The organism is Curtobacterium flaccumfaciens (assembly GCF_004361695.1).
Classification (GTDB): domain Bacteria; phylum Actinomycetota; class Actinomycetes; order Actinomycetales; family Microbacteriaceae; genus Curtobacterium; species Curtobacterium flaccumfaciens_B.
The window spans coordinates 134,227-152,990 of sequence record NZ_SNVW01000002.1 but is presented as its reverse complement, the minus strand read 5'-3'; the positions used below and the strand labels follow the sequence as shown (position 1 = coordinate 152,990).

Sequence of the window (18,764 nt, the reverse complement as noted above, 5' to 3'; positions counted from 1 at the left end):
GGTCAGAACGTCTCCAGCAGTGCGGCGAACAGGCCGAACGTGCCGAGCAGGAGCGGCAGTGCCACGACGACGGAGACGGTCTCGAGCACGTTGCCGAGCGACCGGAGTCGAGCCCGCTGGTGCGCGGCCGGCCGGACGCCGGCGAGCAGGGCGCCGAGCACGCCGAGTGCGGCCAGCGCGCCGAGGACCTGGAACGGCGCCGTCGCGGCGTGCCCGAGCAGCCCGAGCACCGCGGCGACGACGACGGCGCTCCAGAGCAGCACGCCCTGCAGGGTCAGCGGGAACGCCCGGGTGCGGAGCGCGGCCACGACGACGACGGCGGTGCCGAGCCCGACGGCCCACGGGTCGCCGTCGGAGAGGAGTGCCGCGCCGGCGAGGGCGATCGGCGCGGCCACCGCGGCGGTCGTCCAGTCGAGCGCCCGGTAGGCGTCGTCGAGCGCCGTGACCACGCGGTCGCGGGCGACGGGGTCACCGCCGCTCACCCGGTCGTCGAGTCCGGTGAGCCCGGCGGACGACATCGCGACTGACGGCAGGAGGCCGCAGACGACGATCGCGGCGATCCCGACCACGCCCCACCCGGCGGCCTGCGGTGCCGGGGTCGTCCACGTGACCATGCCGAGCAGGGGCAGCACGACGCCGACGACGGCCGCGACGCCGATCGTCCGGGTCCGCTGTCCGACGCCGAGTCCCAGGCCGAGCGCGATCCACGCCCACACGAGCACGAGTCCGGCGACCATCGCGGGCTGGTCGCCCTCGCGGCCGACCACCGGCCCGACCGCCAGCCCGATCGGCAGGGCGAGCCCGGTCGCCGCGGCGGTGAGGGCGATGCCGGTCCACCGTGCTCCGGCGCGGCCGGCGACGAGGGCCGCGATCGCCAGGACCACGCCGCTGCCGACGAGCACGGACGGCAGGAGCGCGGGGGAGACGGTCCCGCCGTCGAACGCGGCCCGCACCGAGGCGACCGTGAACGCGGCGACAACGAGCGTGCCGACGACCGAGGCGGTGGCCCCGACGGCCGCGGCGGCGACGGACTGCCGTGCGGCGGTGCCCCAGCCGTCCGAGCGACGGCCGAGCGAGTCGGCGACCGCGTCGGTGACGTCGGAGACCTCCGGCGGCGGCGGGGCGTCGGCGCGGCGGACGAGGTGCAGGACCTCGCCGTCGGCGATCTCCTGCGACGCGGCGTCCGCGGCGAGGGAGACCTCTTCGCCGGTGACCCGCACGAGGGCGACCGGGTGGGCACTGTCCGCGATCGGCTCGTCGAGGATGTCGACCAGTCGCGGCAGCAGTCCGGCGAACGGCTCGTCGGAGGCCACGACGACGTCGGCGCGGCGGCCGGCCCCGACGACGGTCACGCGGGTGAAGTCGGTCACTTGGTCTCCTGCTGCGGTTCCGGCGGCAGCGTCTGCTGCCCGTCGTGCTGTGTCTGTGTCTGCGTCGTCTGCGTCTGTGTCGTCTGGGGCCGCGACGTCGGCGTCGGCGACAGCGTCGACAGCGGTGTCTGCTGCGCCTGCTGCTGGGCGGCCTGCTGCGCCAGGGCGTTCGTCACGAACGAGTACCCGAGGCACCCGACCCCGACGACCGCCGCGAGCACCACGCTGCCGATGAACCGCTTGACGTTGTCGTTCACCAGCCGGCGGTCGGCGAGGCGCCCGAGCACGAACGCCTGCCGGAGCCGACGGCGGTGCGTCGAGACGCTCTCCAGCAGGATCGAGTCACTGTTCCGCGGCACGCTGCACCTGCTCCCTCGTCCGGTCGTCCATGCCGACCGCGTCGGCCACGCGGTCACGCCCGATGTGGTCGATCACCGCGGCGAGTTCCTCGACCGGGCCTCGGTCACCGTGCCGGCCGAACGGCAGCACGAGCGCCGGGATCCGCGGGCGTCCGGCGACGACGGCGCCGAAGCGGTCGCGCATGCCCTCGACGTCGAGGTCGAGCTGCCGGACCGCGGGGGCGCCGATGAGCATCGCGACGGGGAGCGGCGGTGCGGCCAGTCGAGGTGCCTGCGCGAGGTCGGCGCGGCCCGGGCGCCGGAGCACCAGGGCGAAGAGCGGCAGCTGGGTCGTGGCGAGACGGCCGAGCACCTGCGGGACGGCGGCGACCCGCATCTCGGAGACCGCGTCCCCGAGGGCGCCGACCGACAGCAGGCCGGTGGTGAGTTCCTCGACGCCGTCCCCGGTGCGCTGCGCCGTGACGGTCACGGCGAGCGGTGCCGCCGCGGAACCGACGGCGAGGAACCGCGTCGGGTCGGGCATCCGCGCCCGTGCGGCCTCGGTGAGCGTGCGGCGGTCCCACGCCCGGTCGGCGGGCTCGTGGGTGCCCCAGCCCGTCGGGGCCGCGCCGGCGAGCTCCGTCGCGAGGAGCTCCGTCGTGGCACCCAGGACGGTCTCGTCGGCGGCGCGGTGCCGGACCGACACGGAGACGACGAGCTGGTCAGCGGTGGGCGTCCACGGGCGGAGGAACCCGACCGCGACGTCCTGCACCGACGTGGGCGGTCCGGCGTGCACGGCGTCCGTGAACGCGTCGAGCCGTCGTCCGTCGAGGCCGTTCCGGAGGCCGTCGTCGCCGCGGACCACCCACGAGCCGCCGCTCTCGACCAGCGCCTGCCGGAAGGCCTCGGTCACCACCGAGTGTCCGTCGGTGACGAGGATCGGTCGGGCGCCCTCGGCCACGGCCGTCGCCAGCAGGTCCGCCTGGGCGCGACCGAGCCGCACGGTCCGGGCGCGGCTCTCGTACCGGATGCTGCCGTCGCCCGCCGAGTCGACGAGCGGGTGCGTCGCAGCGGGACGGGCGTCGTCCGTGCGGCTGCGGCGGAACGGGCTCACGTCGTCGCTCCGACCCGGTCGACGACGAACGCGTGGTCGCCGATCCGGACCGTGGAGCCGGCGGGGACCGCGAGGTCGACACCCGCGACGAGGTCCTCGAAGGAGGCGTCCGGACGGATCACCGAGGTGCCGTTCGTCGAGCCGAGGTCGCGCAGCACGACGACCCCGGCGGCCTGCACCAGGGCGACGTGGGTCTTCGACAGCGTGCGTGACAGGTCGGGCACCGCGACCGTTGCGACGCCCGGCTCGGCCTCGGGGTTCCGGCCGATCACGCAGGTGCCGCGGAACCAGTGCAACGCACCGGAGTCGAACCGGAGGACGACCGCGTCGACCGGCACCGACTCGTCCGCGACCGGCGGGGTCGGCGCGGGCACCTCGGCGAAGCCGTGACCGGTCTGCTGGGCGGCCGCGTTGGTGGGGCCGAACCCCGCACGACGGGTGGCGTCGAGACCGGCCTGCACCGCGCCTCCAGGCAGGGGAGCAGACCCGGGACGGACGCCCGCCGACGCGGCCGCACCGAAGGCGGTGCCGAGCGCGGGGACCGCGGGGTCGAGCGGTTCGCGGCCGTTCCGGAGCGAGGCCGTCAGGCTGCCGGTGGCCGCGGCCCAGGGGCCGGTCCCGTTCGCGCGACGGTGCGGACGGCCGCCGAGTCGCGCGATCTGCCGGACCGGTCCGGCGGGCAGCGCGTCGTCCGTGTCGACGACGCGGGTGCCGAGGAGCAGACCGCCGGGTCCGCGACCGGTCCTGGAGGCACGGATCACCACGATCGCGACCGTCACGACGAGCCCCGCGACGGCTCCGGCGACGGCCGTGCCCACGGGGTCCGACGAGGGGACCGCGCCGTGCGCGAGGAAGAGGAGGGCGGCACCGGCCGCGCCACCGAGGAGGCAGACGAGGACGTCGACGAGCCGTGCGAGGAGGACGGCACCCGCGCCGGCGGCGGCGACGCCCTGCAGGGCGTCGTACTCGGCGGACGCCACGGTGCGTCCGAGGAGCGCGCCGCAGTCCGTGCAGAAGCGCTGCCCCTGCGTCGACGCGACCCCGCAGCGACCACAGGTCATCACGGGGACCACGGTCTCGACCACGATCGACGACATGCCTCACCTCCCATCGGCACGTCCGATCATGTCAGAAGCGGAGCGTGACGCGTGTCGTGGTGGTGGTCTAGGCTGCTGACGTTCGCTGTCACCCGTTGAGGGGTGGGGGGAAAGACAGAGAGGATGAGCGATGAAGTTCGCAATGGGGGCACAGGTCCTCACCAACCTGACCAAGCAGACGTCCGGCGCTTCCGGTGACCTGGGCACGCTCGTGCGCAAGCTCGCCGACTCGGCCGAGCCGCTGCAGGGCCGCTTCAACGGTGCCGGCCGCCAGGCCTTCGACCGCTTCAAGGCCGAGACGGACACCATCGCCAACGAGCTGAACGGGGCGCTCGCGAGCGTGCTGCAGGGCATCTCGGGCATGGACCGTTCGTTCCAGGAAGGCGACCAGGACATGGCGCAGTCCACGAGCTCGCTCGAGGGCAGCTCGAACTTCGACGCGGCCCGCTTCAGCGGCCGCGCCTGACGGATCTTCGGGGAGAGGGAGAACACACCATGAGCGGTGGCAACCAGGCAGATCGTCGCGACTACGACGTCGCGGCGTCGCAGAACGCGCAGGACAACTTCAACGCCGTGGCGGCGCAGCTCGAGTCGCTGATCGCCCAGCGTGACTCGGACGTGAAGGCCGCGATGGCCGACTACCAGGCCGACGGCGTCTCCGACGAGTACCACGCCAAAGAGCAGCGGTGGAACACCGTCGCCGGCGAGGTCAAGCAGATCATCGCCACGCTGCGCGCCTCGCTGCAGTCGAACGACGAGTCGGCGCAGTCGGCGATCAGCAAGGCGAAGTCGGCAGTCGGCAACATCGGCTGACGTGGCCGTCAACGGATGGAGCGTCGACCCCGCCGGTGTCGAGAACGTCCTCACCGCCGTCGCGACCAAGGCGACGGCGCTGACGGACGCGCTCGGCGGGTCGGCTGACGGCAGCAAGCCGGGCGTGGCCGCGACCGTCGAGGCCGCGGCCACCGCGGCGCAGTCGCAGGTGATCGGCGAGGCGCTCGCGGGGTTCTTCGAGCACCAGCAGCCCACCCTGACCGGCATCCAGAACCGGATCCAGGCTTCGTTGCTCGGTGCCGCCGGAGCGACGCGGGCGATCGACGACGGCGATGCCGAGATGGCGTCGACGACGCAGGCCAACGCGATCGACGCCGCGACGAGCGGGAACTTCGCCGCGTTCGACGGCGCGCCGGGGAACTGAACACAACGGGGGAATCGAAGCGATGAGCGGACTCGTCACGGTCGGGGAGATCCCGTACACCGACGTCGACCTCACCGGCATCACCTCCGGGGCCAAGGAGCTCCGGACGGTCGCCAGCGCGGTGCGGGACGGCACGGCGGACATCGTCACGGCGTGGCAGCCCATCTCCGGGGTGTACTCCGGGCCGGCGGACGAACAGCTGTACGCGGTGATGACGCCCATCGGCCCGCACGGCACCTCGTTCGGCGACAACCTGGACACCGCGGCGAAGGCGCTCGACGACTTCGTGACCGAGGTCACGCCGATCATCGAGAAGCTCAAGTCCTACGTGACCCGCGGCAACCAGCTGCACCGTGACGTCGCCGCCTTCACGCCGGGGACGATGACGACCCAGTACGGCAACTCGGCGACCGTCGAGTCCTGGGACCAGGACGAGACCCTCACCGACGAGAACAACGCGATCATCAACGGCGTCGCCGCGCAGGTCGTCGCGTACCAGGCGGCGGAACGGACCTGCGCGAACACCATCCGCGGACTGTCCGGTCTGGCCCCGTTGCACGCGATCAGCGCCGACGGCAAGGACGACGGTCTCGGCTACGGGTACAAGGAGCTGCCCGCCGGCACGAAGCTGCCCTGGGGAGCAGCTTCGGACCGGAAGGAGTCATGCTCCGAGAAGACGGTCGACTTCCTGCCGAACATGGTCAAGGGCGTGGTCGTCGACGGCATCTGGGGCACCGTGAAGGGGCTCGGCACCCTCATCGGCGTCGACGGCACCGGCTTCCACTGGGAGACCGCCGGGGCATCGTGGAGCGGCATCCTCGCCCTCACCGGCTTCGACACGAAGACCATGCAGAAGAACCCCGAGCTGCAGCGCGAGTCGTGGACCGAGCTCCTCAAGGCGACCGTCGGCTGGGACGAGTGGGGCAAGGACCCGGGTCGCGCCTTCGGGCAGGCGCTCTGGGGGATCGGTTCGCTCGTCATCCCGGTCGCCGGCGAGGCGGGCAAGGTCGGCGCGGCCGGCAAGGTCGGCGAGGTCGCCGGAGCCGTCGGCAAGGCGGGGAAGTACCTCGACCTCGTCGACGCCGGTGCGTGGGCGTCGAAGGGCCTGACGGCGGTGCTGCCCAAGCTCGGCGACCTCAAGGGGATCATCAAGACCGGCATCGGCGACGCGGCGCACGGGTTCTCCGGACGCCTCGCGGACTTCCAGACGGGGCTCGGTGACTTCCTGCACGGACGGCACGGCGACAGCGGCGTCGACGCTCCGCCGGTGCGGTCCGAGGCGGACACGGACGTGCGGGCGGGGAGCGACGCGAACGCCAACGCGCACGCGGACGGCGGCGACGCGACGGTGCACGCGCCGGAGCGGGAGCCGGCGCTCGTCGGGGCCGGTGGGCGCGGGGAGCACGGCGAGACCGCGACGGGGGACGGCGGTTCCACGTCGGGGTCGCACGGCGGGGCCGGGCACGGGGGCGACTCGGCCGGGCACGGTGGGGACTCAACAGGGCACGGCGGCTCGGGCCACGGCACGGACGCCGATCACGGCGGTGGTCGGCCGGACGGCGACGGGCACGACGCGCCCGGTACTCCGCCGCCGCACCACTACGACCGCTCGACGGACCCGGTGTTCTCCGACGACCGCAGTGGTCCTGGGTGGGAGCGTGACGAGTCGGTCCGGGGCGGTGCCGAGCGGCCCGACTACGGCCAGCCGCACCTCCACCTCGACGACCTCGGGGAGAAGTACCGAGCTCCCGACGACCCGACGTACACGGGCCCGGGGATGAGCGACGACGTGCGGGCCCTCGTCGACGACTGGGGCAATCCGAACGGTCTGTACGGCAAGGACGCCGACGGCAACTACCTCACGAGGGACGACTGGGAAGACCGGTACATCGACTGGAACGACGACTGGCAGTCGTACGCGCCCGAGTACCCCGGCAACGCCGGTGCCGTCGCCGGACACCGCGTCGACTGGGTGGATCCGTACGGGTTCGTCGATCAGTACGGTTCGCAACTCGACCGGCTCGGCAAGGAGTCCGGCAACTTCTTCTCGTTCCCGGGGACCTCGTTCGAACAGCGCGCCCTTCCACCGTCCAACCTCAGCGATGCGTACCGGACGTACGACTTCGATGCTGCAACTTTCGAGGGGCAGGGTCTGAAGATCGAGGTGAGCGAGATCGCTCCGGCATTCGGGCATCCGGGTGGAGGGCTTCAGGTCAGGTTCGTCGACCCCGGTCCTCCCATGAGTTTCCGCTCGGCTGCGGACCTCCGCGATCTCGGCATCCTGTCGTGACCGACGAGCGCATCACGATCCCGTGCCTCGAACTCCTCGAAGACCTCCTGCGCCGCGCCGGACAGGATCGGGTCGTGACGGAGCCGAGGCTCGTCGAGTTCGGCGATCAGGAGACTCTGGAGCGCTACGTCGTTCGAGACGGAGCAGTTCACGCGTGGAGAGGCGACCGGGGATCCGGTGACTGGACCGGGGTGGTGTTCGAAGCAGGGGAGGACGCCGCGCGGCGGATCGCCGCTTCAGCGGCTGGTGCCCTTCGCTCCCGGGCTGGCCTCGAGCGGGCGCACTGGCTCCTCGACCGCCCCGAGGAACTCCCCGACGGGATGTCGCTGAGTGTGGAGAGCGAGCGGAACCTCCTGAAATGGACGGCCTGCGGGACGCCTCACCGAGCGTGGTTCGGAGCCGGGCGGTTCATCGCCCCGGTAGTGCAGTTCGCAACGGTCGCGCGGGTCCCCGTGGCCGACATCGAGCGGTGTGCGCTCGAGGTGAACTCTCGGCGAGCATTCTCGGAGGCGGCGCTGCCCGCATGAGAAGACCTTCGGAGGCAAACCCGAACGGTTGTGGCTGATGGTCGCGCGGCGGTCGCCGATGCTGCTGTCGGATCAGTCGCTGACGGTGATCCTGCGGAGCTGACCGCTGACGAGCAGATCCCGGATCGTCACGGTGTCGTCGGCGATCGAGAACCGGATTGCTCCGCCGGGCTGCCCGAACCACGGAAGTGTGATCTGCGCATGCACGAGCACGATGCCATCGGTGACGTACGGGTGCACGCTCGACGGGAGCGACAAGGCGTTGGGCGGGAGTGACCTCGACTCGAACGACGCGCCGAACGGGTTCAGGAGCCAACCGTCCGGTCCACCGACCCGGTCGACCGGGATCGCGGGCGGGAACTCGATGAGCACCTGGCCGCCCGACGAACGGATGCGGTCGGCGAGCTCAGGCAGGTACCCCTCCGACGATCGGCGCAGCTCCGCGAACTCCCCCGCGCGGATGGACCGTGGTTCCGGGATGGGCCTGCGGAGGTACGCACGAACGAGATCGGACACCCCGTCCTCGTCGTCTGCGCGGCTGATGACCCGCGCCTGTCCGTAGTCCACGGATAGCAGATCGAATCCGGCACTCGACGGTTCGACGCGGAGTGCGCCTTCGAGCGGCGGACGGTCGGGGACGTCACCGGGGAGCGCGACGAACTGGGAGGTGAACCCGGATCGGTCGAGGTCGGCGCGGAGGGATGCGAATGCCACGGTCTCAGGCTAGCGGCGGGCGCTCCGTTGCCTCGAGCACGTCGAGTGGATGACCGAGGTCGACCCCACGGGGATCTTCCGGAGTAGGGGGGCGCATCGGCAGGAGCGGTCGTTCTCAGCGTTCGTGGTCGATCATGAAGCCGTGTGTCCCCTCGGCGAGTCTCGGCCACCGACGACCGTGCAACCTCAGTTCTCCGAGGGTGCAGCGGCGAAGTGCATGTGGTCGATGACACCGGCAGCGATCTGGCCTGGAGGAAGGACCACAGGTCGTGGTTGTCGCTCTCAGCCGAGCAGTAGTGCAACCGATCGGGAGGAGAACATGGATCGGGCAACTGCCAAGGAAATCATCGCTGCCGATGGCCTCGAGCGCGCGGTGTGGTTCCAGCAGCCCATCGGGAAGCCGGACGTGGTGGCGATATACGAGGTCGGTGGCGGCTACCGGGTGGTGTCGACGGACGAGCGGGCGGTCGAGATCGGTCCGCGGGACTACCAGGACGAGTCCGGCGCGCTCGAGATGTTCATCATGCTGCTCCGTGACCTGAAGGAACTGGTCGCGAGCGGCATCGTCCGCTGAATTCGAAGCGCTGAAGAACAACCAAGCGATCGCAAAGAGCGTGCAGGTGGACCCGGCGTCCGGCTCCACCTGAGTGATCTGGCCGGAATGAATGGACCACAGTCGGTCGCGGATGTCGCTCCCAGCCAAGCGGTAGTGCAACTGATCGGGAAGGGGCGCAGTGCGCCGCCCGGTGAGTCCTGGGTCGCAGTGGAGTCGGCTCCCGAGGCGGTTCACCGTGATTTCGAGGAGACCACGCACGACTACAAGACCCTGTCACAGATGGCTCCATCCGCGATGAAGGCATGGCAGACTGGCGGCGATGTCTTCGGTGTCGTCGTCCCGGTCGAGAATCGCGCGGCTCATCTCCCGCCGTTCGCCGACGCTGGCGGGTGGGAGCACTTCGTCCCTGGTGGGCACCCTGCAGTTGAGGTGGGTGGAGAGTTCTTCAACAAGGAGACACGAGAATTCGTCGTGGAGGGGGCATCCCGATGCCACTCGGTTCGGTGGTCTAGGGCGCCGCGAGTGAGCTGCGAGAAGACGCTTGATGTCACGCACGATCCCGTCTCATGACCAGGGGTGCAAGTACTGCCGTGAGTTCTGGATCTCCCGATCCGACCAGCCGAAGCTCATCGGAGTGAGCCTTGAGTACCAGTGCCTCGTTCGCGACTCGTGACCGTGGAAGCGCCTGGCCCCTCGTGTGGTTCAACCGGCTCGAAGATGCCGAGCGGTACGTGCTGGTGCGCGAAGGAGCTGCGCGGAACGATGCTCTGTGGTTCGACGGCAGGGCAAGCACGCCCGATGGTGTCAAGGTTCTCGAGGACGACTCGGAGCGAGAGCTTCGTCGGCGCATCGACGGGCATGAACACGTCGTACGAGCCCTCTCTGACCTCGGCTGGTCGCTGGCCGACCGACTCGCCTGGGTACGTCAGCATTCCCTTGCCGAAGTGGTTGAGATCGTCGATTCGCCTGCTCCGGGGCAGCGCGTCGGGAGCGTCCAGTCCTGAACGGACTGATCCAGCTCGCGGCCACTCTGCGGGACTCCACTGCGCAGGCAGGGCTGAGCCGCGGGCACTGGCTGCTGGGCCGCGCGGAGGAGCTGCCCGCTGGGTTCACGCTGGCGATGACCTACGGCCAGACGGTCCTGGACTGGGAACTCGGCGGGACACTCCACCGTGCCTGGTTCGGCGCTCCCGGGTTCGTCGCGCGCGCAGTCGCATTCGCGACGGTGGCGCGCGTCCCCGTCGATGAGATCGAGCAGTGCGCTCTGCAAGAGGACTCTCGAGGAGCTTTTGCAGAAGCATCGTCGAAGGCATCATGAGCGACGACCTCTCGCGCTCCGACGTGGACAGGCAGGTGGAGGACGGCATGCTCATTCCCGCAGGAATCCCCGTCTGTTGGATGCGCCGGCCGTCGAACGACGTCAACGTCGCGTGCATCTACGAGACCGAGAACGGATGGCGAGTCTCGACCACCGACGAGCGTGGAACCGAGCAATCGATCCGCGAGTACGGCGATCGAGACGCTGCGATCGAGGACTTCCTCAGCCGCGTCGACGGGTTCGTCCGGTACCAGGAGTTGCGGAAGCGGCTGCAGGGACAGCGCTGAGGCCGACGCCCGATCCCGGCTGGGTCAGCGCCGCTCCCGAGCCCATTCGTGCCCGCCCTTCGCAAGGTCCATGTGCCACTGGTACAGGCTGCTCTGCTCCGCGAGGAGCTCGGAGTAGAGCGATCGGGCACGGGGATCCGGCGACAGCGCGAGGTAGTGCTCGTCGTCGAGGATCGCGCCGATGCCGGCACGGACGTCGTGGTAGGCGTCGTGCTGGTCGCGGACGTCGACGTGCGACCGCATCTCCTCGAGGTACCCCTCGAGGATCGCGAGGTACTGCCCCCCGGCGAGCCGCTTCTCGGCACGCTGCTGTTCCGTGCGGAAGAAACGACGGGACCCGAGCGTGACATCGCCGATGAACGACTGCGACGCCCGTGACGTCGGATCCGTGGGCCCCGTCGCCAGGGTCCGCTCGAAGCCGCTCGAAGCCGAGTCGCTTCCGAACGTGAGCTTCCTCGCCGCATCGCTCGGCTCTGTCGTGATCGTGATCCGGCGCGCGGGACCGGACCCGAACTCCTGCCACGCGGGGAAGGTCGACCGGCGCTGCGGGGGCGAGGGCTTCGTCGCGATCCACCAGCGCAGCACACCCCGGATCCGGTCCGGGTCGTCAACGTGCGTGACGCTGCTGTCGAACGCGTCGTACCAGCCCTGCAGGAGTTCGAGGAGGAGCGTGCCGTCGTGCCGGAAGGTCAGCGCGAGGCCGGTCGGTCGATCGTGGCTCGTCACGCCGGCAGGCTACCGGCGTACCGTCGCACGCATGACGAAGCACTGGGTGGCCCCGCGGTTCGGCGGCAGCGAAGTCCTCGAGTACGTCGACACCGAGGTCCCCGCGCCCGGCCACGGCGAGGTCACGATCGACGTCCGCGCCGCCGGCGTCAACCCCGCCGACACGAAGCACACCCGGCAGGGCGATCCGTCCGACCTGCCGATCCCGATCGGCTACGAGGTCGCCGGGGTCCTCAGCGCCGTCGGCACCGACACCGAGATCGCGTCCGGCGGGGGAGCCGTCGGCGACGAGGTCCTCGCCTTCCGCGTCTCCGGCGGCTGGGCGGAACGTCTCACCGTCCCCGCGTCCGACGTGTTCGCCAAGCCCGCGTCGCTCGACTTCCCGGCCGCGGCCAACCTCCTCCTCGCGGGCTCGACCGCCGCCGACATGATCCGGGTCACCCGCGCGGAGGGCCGCGACACGATCGTGGTCCACGGCGCCTCCGGCGCAGTGGGCGTCAGCCTCCTGCAGCTGCTCCGCCCGCTGGGCGCGCGGATCATCGGCACCGCGTCGGAACGGAACGCCGACACCGTCCGACGCTTCGGTGGCGAGTGGGTCGCGTACGGCGACGGCCTGGAGGCGCGCATCCGTGACCTCGCACCGTCCGGTGTCGACGTGGCACTGGACTGCGTGGGGACCGACGAGGCCGTCGACGTCTCGCTCGCGTTGGTCGCGGATCGGCGCCGCATCGTGACGATCGCCGCGCCGGGGCGGGCCGCTCGCGACGGCTTCGCGGCCGTGGGCGGCGCGCAGCCCGAGAGCAAGGCGTTCCGGGACTCGGTCCGGCAGCGGCTGATCGACCTCGCCGGGGCCGGCCAGCTCGAGGTCCCGGTGGCGCGCACGTTCCCGCTGGCCGAGGCGAAGGCTGCCGCCGAGGTGCTCGAGTCGCAGCACCCGGGCGGCAAGCTCGCGCTGGTCCCCTAGGGGTGGTGTCGTCCGCTCGGAGGACGCGTGGACGCCGTCGGTCGTGCTTGACTCTGTGGACATCGACAGCGTGCACGAGCGCGCGGCCGCCGGAAGGAACGAACCAGTGAGCGACCAGAACCCGTACGGACGAGACCCGTACGCGCAGAACCCGTCCGGACAGCAGCCCTCCGGGGGCCAGCCGCCGTACGGACAGCAGCAGTACGGCGGGCAGCAGCAGTACGGACAGCAGCCGTACGGCGCGCAGAACCCGTACGGTCGCCCGACTCCGAACGGTCAGCAGCAGGGGCAGCCGCCGCTCTGGGCGCCCTGGTACGGCATCCCGTTCCCCCAGGCGTTCCTGCGCTTCTGGAAGAAGTACGTCCGGTTCGACGGACGCGCGAGCCGGAGCGAGTACTGGTTCTGGGCGCTCTGGTACGTGCTCGGCAACATCGCGGCCGGCATCGTCGGGTCGGTGTTCAACGTCCTGCCGTTCATCGACAACGGCGACGACGGTGTCGTCCGACTCTGGGCGCTCGCGACCTTCATCGGCTTCATCGCCCTGACCGTCCGACGCCTGCACGACGTGAACCTGTCCGGGCTCTTCGCGCTGTTCTTCATCATCCCGCCGATCGGCATCCTGTTCTCGCTCATCGTCGGGCTGCTCACCACGCATCCCGAGGGCCAGCAGTTCGACCGCCCCGATCGCGGCTGACCCCGGTCCGCACGACCCGCACACCCCCGTCACACGCTGACGGGGGTGTCGTCGTTCTGGTTGAATCTGATCCGACACATCAGCCGACACACACAAGGGGGACCCCGTGAGTGACCAGTACCCGCCCAACCCGTACGGCCAGCAGCAGCCCGCACCGACCGGACCCGGCGGTGAGCCGCCGCTCTGGGCGCCGTACTACGGTGCGTCGTTCGGCACGGCTGTCTCCCGCTTCTTCAAGAAGTACGCCACGTTCAGTGGCCGCGCGAGCCGCAGCGAGTTCTGGTGGTGGTACCTCGCCAACGTGATCATCGCCATCGTGCTCGGCGTCTTCGCGGCGATCGGCGCAGCGACCTCCGACCTCCGGGTGGACTCGTACACGGGTCAGATGTCGGGCGGGTTCAGCGCGCTGTACTGGATCGTCGCGATCATCTCGATCCTCTGGGGGCTCGCGATCCTCGTGCCGAGCCTCGCGCTCGGGTGGCGTCGTCTGCACGACGCGAACCTCGCCGGCCCGCTCTGGATCATCGCGTTCTTCGTCGGCATCGTCGGGATCGTCTTCGGCCTCCTGCCCTCGAACCCCGAGGGTGCGCGCTTCGACCAGCCCTCGGGCGCTCGATGAGCGACGGCATGCCCCACTGGGCGCCGCCGACCGACGAGCAGCAGCAGCAGTACGGTCAGCCGTTCCCGCAGTACGGCCAGCAGGTCCCGGTCGGCCCGGACGGCAAGCCGCCGCTCTGGGCACCGTGGTACGGCATCGGGTTCGTCGACGCCGTCACCCGGTTCTTCAAGAAGTACGCGCGGTTCGACGGTCGCGCGAGCCGGAGCGAGTACTGGTACTGGGTGCTGGCGAACGCCATCGTGACGATCGTGCTCTACGGGAGCTTCTTCGTCGTGCTCTTCGCGACCAGCCCCACGACGACGGTGGTCGACGACAACGGCTTCTCGAGCCAGGTCAGCGGTGCACCGTCACCGTTCGCCTTCGTCCTGCTGGGGCTGTTCGGGTTGTGGTGGCTCGCGACCATCGTCCCGAACCTGGCGCTCGTCTGGCGACGGATGCACGACGTCAACCTGCCCGGGGCGTTGAGCCTGGTGAGCCTGGTCTTCTGGCCCGTCATGGTCGTCTTCGCCTGCCTCTCGCCGAACCCCGCCGGCGCCCGCTTCGACCGACCCGAAGGAGTCCGATGAGCAACGACACACCGCAGTGGGGACCGCCGGCCGGCGGCGACCAGGACCCGCAGGGCCAGCAGCCGTCCGACCAGCAGCAGGACGGGCAGCAGCCGAACCCGTACGGTCAGCAGCCGCAGGACGGCCAGCAGCCGAACCCGTACGGTCAGCAGCCGCAGGGCGGCCAGCAGAACCCGCACGGACAGCAGAACCCGTACGAACAGCAGAACCCGTACGGCCAGCAGCAGCCGCAGGACGGGCAGCAGCAGAACCCCTCCGGTCAGCAGCCGCAGTACGGGCAGCCGGACCAGTACGGCCAGCAGCCCAACCCCTACGGTCAGCAGCCGCAGTACGGCCAGCCGAACCAGTACGGTCAGCCGAACCAGTACGGTCAGCAGCCGCAGTACGGCCAGCCGAACCAGTACGGGCAGCAGCCGTACGCGCAGCAGCCCTACGGACAGCCGTACCCGCAGGTCCCGCAGCCGATCCCGGTCGGCCCGGACGGCGCACCGCCGCTCTGGGCGCCCTGGTACGGCATCGGCTTCCTCGACGCCTTCACCCGCTTCTTCAAGAAGTACGCCCGCTTCGACGGCCGCGCGAGCCGGAGTGAGTACTGGTACTGGTTCCTCGCGAACGCCATCGTGACGATCGTCCTCTTCGGCGGCTACGTGGCGGCGATCATCGCGTTCGCGGCGACGTCGACGCGCGTCGACGAGTACGGCAACGAGTACACGAGCGGCGGTTCACCGGCGCTCGCGCTCGCACTGCTCGGGTTCTACGGCCTGTGGTGGCTCGCCACGCTCGTCCCGAACATCGCACTCGGATGGCGTCGCCTGCACGATGCGAACCTGCCCGGCGCGCTGTGGCTGGTGTCGTTCGTCGCCGGTGTGGCGGGGATCGTCTTCGGCTGCCTCCCGCCGAACCCGGCCGGGGCGCAGTACGACCGCCCGGACCAGAGCTAGTCCGCCACGCACGAGAACGGCCCTGCCTCGCGTCAGCGTGGCAGGGCCGTTCTCGTCGGGGGAGTCAGACCACCCGGAGGCGGGAGAGCGAGCCGTCGACGACGAGGTCCCGCACCGTGACGGACGGATCCGCCGTCTGGAATCGGAGTGCGCCTCCGGGCTGGTCGAACCAGGGCTGCACGAACCGGACCGTCACCAGGAACGGTCGCTCGACGAGGTACCGGTGGGTCTCCGGCGCCGCGGCGACGTGCGGCGGCAGCGACCGGCTCGGTGCCGGGGTGTCGAGCGGGTGGAGGAGGTAGCCGTCCGGACCACCGATGCGGTCCACGGGGACCCCCGCCGGGATCTGGATGGTGAGCCCCTGCTCGCCCGCCTGGCCGACCTGCTGCGCGAGCTGCGGGTACGTCGAGGCCGCACGGTCGCGGAGCCCGTCGAGCTCGTGCCGCGGGATGTCCCGCGGCGCCGGGAACGGACGGTTCAGGAAGCGTCGCAGCATCTCGACCGCGTCCGCCTCACCACGTGCCGTCGCGAGGCGTCGGGCGGTGCCGTAGTCGACCACCTCGAGCGCGAAGTCACCCGAGCCGTCGGTGTCCGCGGGGACGATGCGGAGCGCGCCTTCCACCGGCGGCTCGTGCAGGGTCTCACCGGGGAGCTGCACGTAGCGGATCGTGTAGCCGAGCTGGTCGAGGATGGGGCGGGTGTCCGCGAACGTCATGGACCGGAGCCTATCGGTGGTGTCTCGGGCGAGCCTTGGACGACGCCGAGGAACGGCTCCGACCGGACGTCACGCGCGACCCCGCATCAGGGCCTGCTTGACCTCCGAGATGGCCTTCGTGACCTGGATGCCTCGCGGGCAGGCGTCGGTGCAGTTGAAGGTCGTGCGGCAGCGCCACACGCCCTCCTTGTCGTTGAGGATGTCGAGGCGCACGTTCGCCGCGTCGTCGCGCGAGTCGAAGATGAAGCGGTGCGCGTTGACGATCGCCGCGGGGCCGAAGTACTGGCCGTCGGTCCAGAACACCGGGCACGACGAGGTGCACGCAGCGCAGAGGATGCACTTCGTGGTGTCGTCGAAGCGGGCACGGTCGGCGACCGACTGGATGCGCTCCTTGCCCTTCTCCGGCACGGAGCTGGCCTGCAGGAACGGCTGGACCTCGCGGAAGGACTTGAAGAAGGGCTCCATGTCGACGATGAGGTCCTTCTCGAGCGGCAGGCCCTTGATCGCCTCGACGTAGATCGGCTTGGAGACGTCGAGGTCCTTGATCAGGGTCTTGCACGCCAGACGGTTGCGCCCGTTGATGCGCATCGCGTCCGAGCCGCACACGCCGTGCGCGCAGGAGCGACGGAAGGTCAGGGACCCGTCCTGCTCCCACTTGATCTTGTGCAGGGCGTCGAGGATGCGGTCGGTCGGCAGCATCATGACGTCGAAGTCCTGCCAGCGCGGCTCGTCGTCGACGTCCGGGTCGAAGCGCCGGACGATCACCGTCACCGGGAACGATCCGGGAGGAGCGTCCTGCACGGTGTCGGTGCGGGGTGCGTCGGAGACCAGGGTGTCGGTCATCTCAGTACTTCCTCTCCATCGGCTCGTACCGCGTCACGACGACTGGCTTCCAGTCGAGGGTGATGTGGTCGTCGGCGAGTGACGAGTGCGGATCGCCCGTCAGGTACGCCATGGTGTGCTGCATGTAGTTCTCGTCGTCGCGCTTCGGGAAGTCGTCGCGCATGTGCCCGCCGCGGGACTCCTTGCGGTTCCGGGCCGAGTAGACGACGACCTCGGCGAGGTCGAGCAGGAACCCGAGCTCGACGGCCTCGAGCAGGTCGGTGTTGAAGCGCTTGCCCTTGTCCTGCACCGAGACCTGCATGAAGCGGTTCCGGAGCGTGTGGATCGTCTCGGTGACGCGGGCCAGGGACTCGTCGGTGCGGAACACCTGCGCGTTCTTGTCCATCTCGTCCTGCAGCTCCTTGCGCAGGGCGGAGACGCGCTCGGTGCCGGTCGAGGCGCGGAGCTGCTCGAGCATGCTGCGGACGCCGGCGGCCGGGTCCTCCGGCAGGGGCAGGAACTCGGCGGTCTTGACCCACTCGGCGGCGTTGTTGCCGGAGCGCTTGCCGAACACGTTGATGTCGAGCAGCGAGTTCGTGCCGAGGCGGTTCGAGCCGTGCACGGACACACAGGCGCACTCGCCGGCGGCGTAGAGGCCGGGGACGACGGTGGTGTTGTCGTACAGCACCTGCGCGTCGGTGTTCGTCGGGATGCCGCCCATCGCGTAGTGCGCGGTCGGCATCACGGGCACCGGCTCGACGACCGGGTCGACGCCGAGGTAGGTGCGGGCGAACTCGGTGATGTCCGGCAGCTTCGTCTCGAGCACCTCGGCGCCGAGGTGCGTGCAGTCCAGCAGCACGTAGTCCTTGTTCGGCCCGGCGCCGCGCCCTTCGGCGACTTCCTGCACCATGCACCGGGCGACGATGTCCCGCGGTGCGAGGTCCTTGATGGTGGGGGCGTAGCGCTCCATGAAGCGCTCACCAGAGGCGTTGCGGAGGATCGCGCCCTCGCCGCGCGCACCCTCGGTGAGCAGGATGCCGAGCCCGGCGAGCCCGGTCGGGTGGAACTGGAAGAACTCCATGTCCTCGAGCGGCAGGCCGGTGCGCCAGACGATGCCGACGCCGTCACCGGTGAGGGTGTGCGCGTTCGAGGTCGTCTTGTACATCTTGCCGAAGCCGCCGGTGGCGAAGATCATCGCCTTCGCGTGGAAGACGTGCAGTTCACCCGTCGCGAGCTCGAACGCGACGACGCCGGCCGGCTGCTTGCGGGCGACGCCGTCCTCGCCGACGACGTCGACCATGATGAGGTCGAGCGCGTAGAACTCGTTGTAGAACTCGACGCCGAGCTTCACGCAGTTCTGGAACAGGGTCTGCAGGATCATGTGGCCGGTGCGGTCCGCGGCGTAGCAGGCGCGGCGGACCGGGGCCTTGCCGTGGTCACGCGTGTGTCCGCCGAAGCGCCGCTGGTCGATCTTGCCCTCGGGCGTGCGGTTGAACGGCAGGCCCATGTTCTCGAGGTCGATGACCGCGTCGATCGCCTCCTTCGCCAGGATCTCGGCGGCGTCCTGGTCGACCAGGTAGTCGCCGCCCTTGATCGTGTCGAAGGTGTGCCACTCCCACGAGTCCTCTTCGACGTTCGCGAGCGCGGCGGCCATCCCGCCCTGCGCCGCACCCGTGTGCGACCGGGTCGGGTACAGCTTCGAGATGACGGCCGTCTTCGCCTTCGGACCGGCCTCGATGGCGGCACGCATGCCGGCACCGCCCGCGCCGATGATGACGATGTCGAACTGGTGGTGGTGAACGGTGGTCTCGGTCACTGGGGCCTTTCCGGGGAGGTGGCCGCGCCGGCAGGGGTGTCGTCGGCGGGCGAGTCGGTCGGTGCGGGCTCGGCGGCCCGCGCGCTGCTGTG

The 18,764-nt window shown here is 70.5% G+C and carries 22 protein-coding genes; 13 read left to right on the top strand and 9 right to left on the bottom strand.

Annotated elements, in window-relative coordinates; genetic code table 11:
* Positions 1-2: 2 nt before the first annotated feature.
* The 4 genes from EDF64_RS03425 to EDF64_RS03410 are packed head-to-tail and all read right to left on the bottom strand — an operon-like array spanning position 3 to position 3,919.
* Entirely contained in the window at positions 3-1,370 is a 1,368-nt protein-coding gene (locus EDF64_RS03425) for an EsaB/YukD family protein (protein WP_166645585.1), read from the bottom strand.
* On the bottom strand, positions 1,367-1,729 hold the full coding sequence (locus tag EDF64_RS18400) for a hypothetical protein (protein WP_208108820.1): 363 nt from the start codon (positions 1,727-1,729) through the stop codon (positions 1,367-1,369). The genes EDF64_RS03425 and EDF64_RS18400 overlap by 4 nt, the downstream gene beginning before the upstream one ends.
* Positions 1,713-2,822 carry a DUF6177 family protein gene (locus tag EDF64_RS03415; protein ID WP_133518698.1) on the bottom strand — a complete coding sequence of 370 codons (1,110 nt, stop codon included), beginning with the start codon at positions 2,820-2,822 and terminating at the stop codon, positions 1,713-1,715. The genes EDF64_RS18400 and EDF64_RS03415 overlap by 17 nt, the downstream gene beginning before the upstream one ends.
* Positions 2,819-3,919: an FHA domain-containing protein gene (locus EDF64_RS03410; protein WP_133518697.1), complete on the bottom strand. Its 1,101-nt coding sequence runs from the start codon at positions 3,917-3,919 to the stop codon at positions 2,819-2,821. The genes EDF64_RS03415 and EDF64_RS03410 overlap by 4 nt, the downstream gene beginning before the upstream one ends.
* A gap of 130 nt (positions 3,920-4,049) precedes the next feature.
* On the opposite strand from EDF64_RS03410, the gene EDF64_RS03405 reads away from it, so the two are divergent.
* The 5 genes from EDF64_RS03405 to EDF64_RS03385 are packed head-to-tail and all read left to right on the top strand — an operon-like array spanning position 4,050 to position 7,934.
* A complete protein-coding gene (locus tag EDF64_RS03405; protein ID WP_027466433.1) occupies positions 4,050-4,385 on the top strand; it encodes a WXG100 family type VII secretion target in 336 nt (111 codons plus the stop codon).
* A gap of 29 nt (positions 4,386-4,414) precedes the next feature.
* Complete coding sequence (locus tag EDF64_RS03400; protein WP_027466434.1) at positions 4,415-4,732, top strand: pore-forming ESAT-6 family protein; 318 nt, start codon at positions 4,415-4,417, stop codon at positions 4,730-4,732.
* A gap of 1 nt (position 4,733) precedes the next feature.
* A complete protein-coding gene (locus tag EDF64_RS03395; RefSeq protein WP_133518696.1) occupies positions 4,734-5,117 on the top strand; it encodes a DUF6507 family protein in 384 nt (127 codons plus the stop codon).
* Positions 5,118-5,139: 22 nt separating this feature from the next.
* On the top strand, positions 5,140-7,407 hold the full coding sequence (locus tag EDF64_RS03390) for a TNT domain-containing protein (RefSeq protein ID WP_133518695.1): 2,268 nt from the start codon (positions 5,140-5,142) through the stop codon (positions 7,405-7,407).
* The gene (locus tag EDF64_RS03385; protein WP_133518694.1) at positions 7,404-7,934 is read left to right on the top strand and encodes a hypothetical protein; all 531 of its coding nucleotides are present in this window, start codon (positions 7,404-7,406) and stop codon (positions 7,932-7,934) included. The genes EDF64_RS03390 and EDF64_RS03385 overlap by 4 nt, the downstream gene beginning before the upstream one ends.
* Before the next feature lie 72 nt (positions 7,935-8,006).
* Here EDF64_RS03385 and EDF64_RS03380 read toward each other — a convergent pair whose 3' ends face one another.
* Positions 8,007-8,648, bottom strand: a complete 642-nt coding sequence (locus EDF64_RS03380) for a TNT domain-containing protein (protein ID WP_133518693.1) — start codon at positions 8,646-8,648, stop codon at positions 8,007-8,009.
* 319 nt (positions 8,649-8,967) lie between these two features.
* Here EDF64_RS03380 and EDF64_RS03375 point away from each other — a divergent pair, with 319 nt between their 5' ends.
* From EDF64_RS03375 to EDF64_RS03365, 3 genes are all read left to right on the top strand, one after another.
* A complete protein-coding gene (locus EDF64_RS03375) occupies positions 8,968-9,222 on the top strand; it encodes a hypothetical protein (protein ID WP_133518692.1) in 255 nt (84 codons plus the stop codon).
* Positions 9,223-9,845: 623 nt separating this feature from the next.
* Positions 9,846-10,208, top strand: coding sequence for a hypothetical protein (locus EDF64_RS03370; protein WP_133518691.1), 363 nt, complete (start codon positions 9,846-9,848; stop codon positions 10,206-10,208).
* A 310-nt stretch (positions 10,209-10,518) separates the two neighbouring features.
* Positions 10,519-10,809, top strand: a complete 291-nt coding sequence (locus EDF64_RS03365) for a hypothetical protein (RefSeq protein ID WP_133518690.1) — start codon at positions 10,519-10,521, stop codon at positions 10,807-10,809.
* Positions 10,810-10,833: 24 nt separating this feature from the next.
* Here the strand turns inward: EDF64_RS03365 and EDF64_RS03360 are convergent, their stop codons facing one another.
* A complete protein-coding gene (locus EDF64_RS03360) occupies positions 10,834-11,535 on the bottom strand; it encodes a hypothetical protein (RefSeq protein ID WP_133518689.1) in 702 nt (233 codons plus the stop codon).
* A 31-nt stretch (positions 11,536-11,566) separates the two neighbouring features.
* Between EDF64_RS03360 and EDF64_RS03355 the strand changes: the two genes are divergently transcribed.
* From EDF64_RS03355 to EDF64_RS03335, 5 genes are all read left to right on the top strand, one after another.
* Positions 11,567-12,499: an NADP-dependent oxidoreductase gene (locus tag EDF64_RS03355; RefSeq protein WP_133518688.1), complete on the top strand. Its 933-nt coding sequence runs from the start codon at positions 11,567-11,569 to the stop codon at positions 12,497-12,499.
* 106 nt (positions 12,500-12,605) lie between these two features.
* Entirely contained in the window at positions 12,606-13,193 is a 588-nt protein-coding gene (locus tag EDF64_RS18395) for a DUF805 domain-containing protein (protein ID WP_208108819.1), read from the top strand.
* 106 nt (positions 13,194-13,299) lie between these two features.
* A complete protein-coding gene (locus EDF64_RS03345) occupies positions 13,300-13,812 on the top strand; it encodes a DUF805 domain-containing protein (protein ID WP_133518687.1) in 513 nt (170 codons plus the stop codon).
* Between the two features lie 8 nt (positions 13,813-13,820).
* The gene (locus EDF64_RS03340) at positions 13,821-14,378 is read left to right on the top strand and encodes a DUF805 domain-containing protein (RefSeq protein WP_133518686.1); all 558 of its coding nucleotides are present in this window, start codon (positions 13,821-13,823) and stop codon (positions 14,376-14,378) included.
* Positions 14,375-15,319 carry a DUF805 domain-containing protein gene (locus EDF64_RS03335; RefSeq protein ID WP_133518685.1) on the top strand — a complete coding sequence of 315 codons (945 nt, stop codon included), beginning with the start codon at positions 14,375-14,377 and terminating at the stop codon, positions 15,317-15,319. The genes EDF64_RS03340 and EDF64_RS03335 overlap by 4 nt, the downstream gene beginning before the upstream one ends.
* A 64-nt stretch (positions 15,320-15,383) precedes the next feature.
* Here EDF64_RS03335 and EDF64_RS03330 read toward each other — a convergent pair whose 3' ends face one another.
* The 3 genes from EDF64_RS03330 to sdhA all read right to left on the bottom strand — a co-directional run bounded on the left by EDF64_RS03330 (position 15,384) and on the right by sdhA (position 18,672).
* Positions 15,384-16,034: a TNT domain-containing protein gene (locus EDF64_RS03330; protein ID WP_133518684.1), complete on the bottom strand. Its 651-nt coding sequence runs from the start codon at positions 16,032-16,034 to the stop codon at positions 15,384-15,386.
* A gap of 69 nt (positions 16,035-16,103) precedes the next feature.
* The gene (locus tag EDF64_RS03325; RefSeq protein ID WP_133518683.1) at positions 16,104-16,877 is read right to left on the bottom strand and encodes a succinate dehydrogenase iron-sulfur subunit; all 774 of its coding nucleotides are present in this window, start codon (positions 16,875-16,877) and stop codon (positions 16,104-16,106) included.
* A 1-nt stretch (position 16,878) separates the two neighbouring features.
* Positions 16,879-18,672: a succinate dehydrogenase flavoprotein subunit gene (gene sdhA / locus EDF64_RS03320; RefSeq protein WP_133518682.1), complete on the bottom strand. Its 1,794-nt coding sequence runs from the start codon at positions 18,670-18,672 to the stop codon at positions 16,879-16,881.
* Positions 18,673-18,764 lie beyond the last annotated feature (92 nt).

Coding starts and splice junctions, on each gene's coding strand:
- EDF64_RS03410 (WP_133518697.1), bottom strand. CDS start 3,919: ATGTCGTCGATCGTGGTCGAGACCGTGGTCCCCGTGATGACCTGTGGT.
- EDF64_RS03405 (WP_027466433.1), top strand. CDS start 4,050: ATGAAGTTCGCAATGGGGGCACAGGTCCTCACCAACCTGACCAAGCAG.
- EDF64_RS03400 (WP_027466434.1), top strand. CDS start 4,415: ATGAGCGGTGGCAACCAGGCAGATCGTCGCGACTACGACGTCGCGGCG.
- EDF64_RS03390 (WP_133518695.1), top strand. CDS start 5,140: ATGAGCGGACTCGTCACGGTCGGGGAGATCCCGTACACCGACGTCGAC.
- EDF64_RS03375 (WP_133518692.1), top strand. CDS start 8,968: ATGGATCGGGCAACTGCCAAGGAAATCATCGCTGCCGATGGCCTCGAG.
- EDF64_RS03365 (WP_133518690.1), top strand. CDS start 10,519: ATGAGCGACGACCTCTCGCGCTCCGACGTGGACAGGCAGGTGGAGGAC.
- EDF64_RS03355 (WP_133518688.1), top strand. CDS start 11,567: ATGACGAAGCACTGGGTGGCCCCGCGGTTCGGCGGCAGCGAAGTCCTC.
- EDF64_RS03340 (WP_133518686.1), top strand. CDS start 13,821: ATGCCCCACTGGGCGCCGCCGACCGACGAGCAGCAGCAGCAGTACGGT.
- EDF64_RS03335 (WP_133518685.1), top strand. CDS start 14,375: ATGAGCAACGACACACCGCAGTGGGGACCGCCGGCCGGCGGCGACCAG.
- EDF64_RS03330 (WP_133518684.1), bottom strand. CDS start 16,034: ATGACGTTCGCGGACACCCGCCCCATCCTCGACCAGCTCGGCTACACG.
- EDF64_RS03325 (WP_133518683.1), bottom strand. CDS start 16,877: ATGACCGACACCCTGGTCTCCGACGCACCCCGCACCGACACCGTGCAG.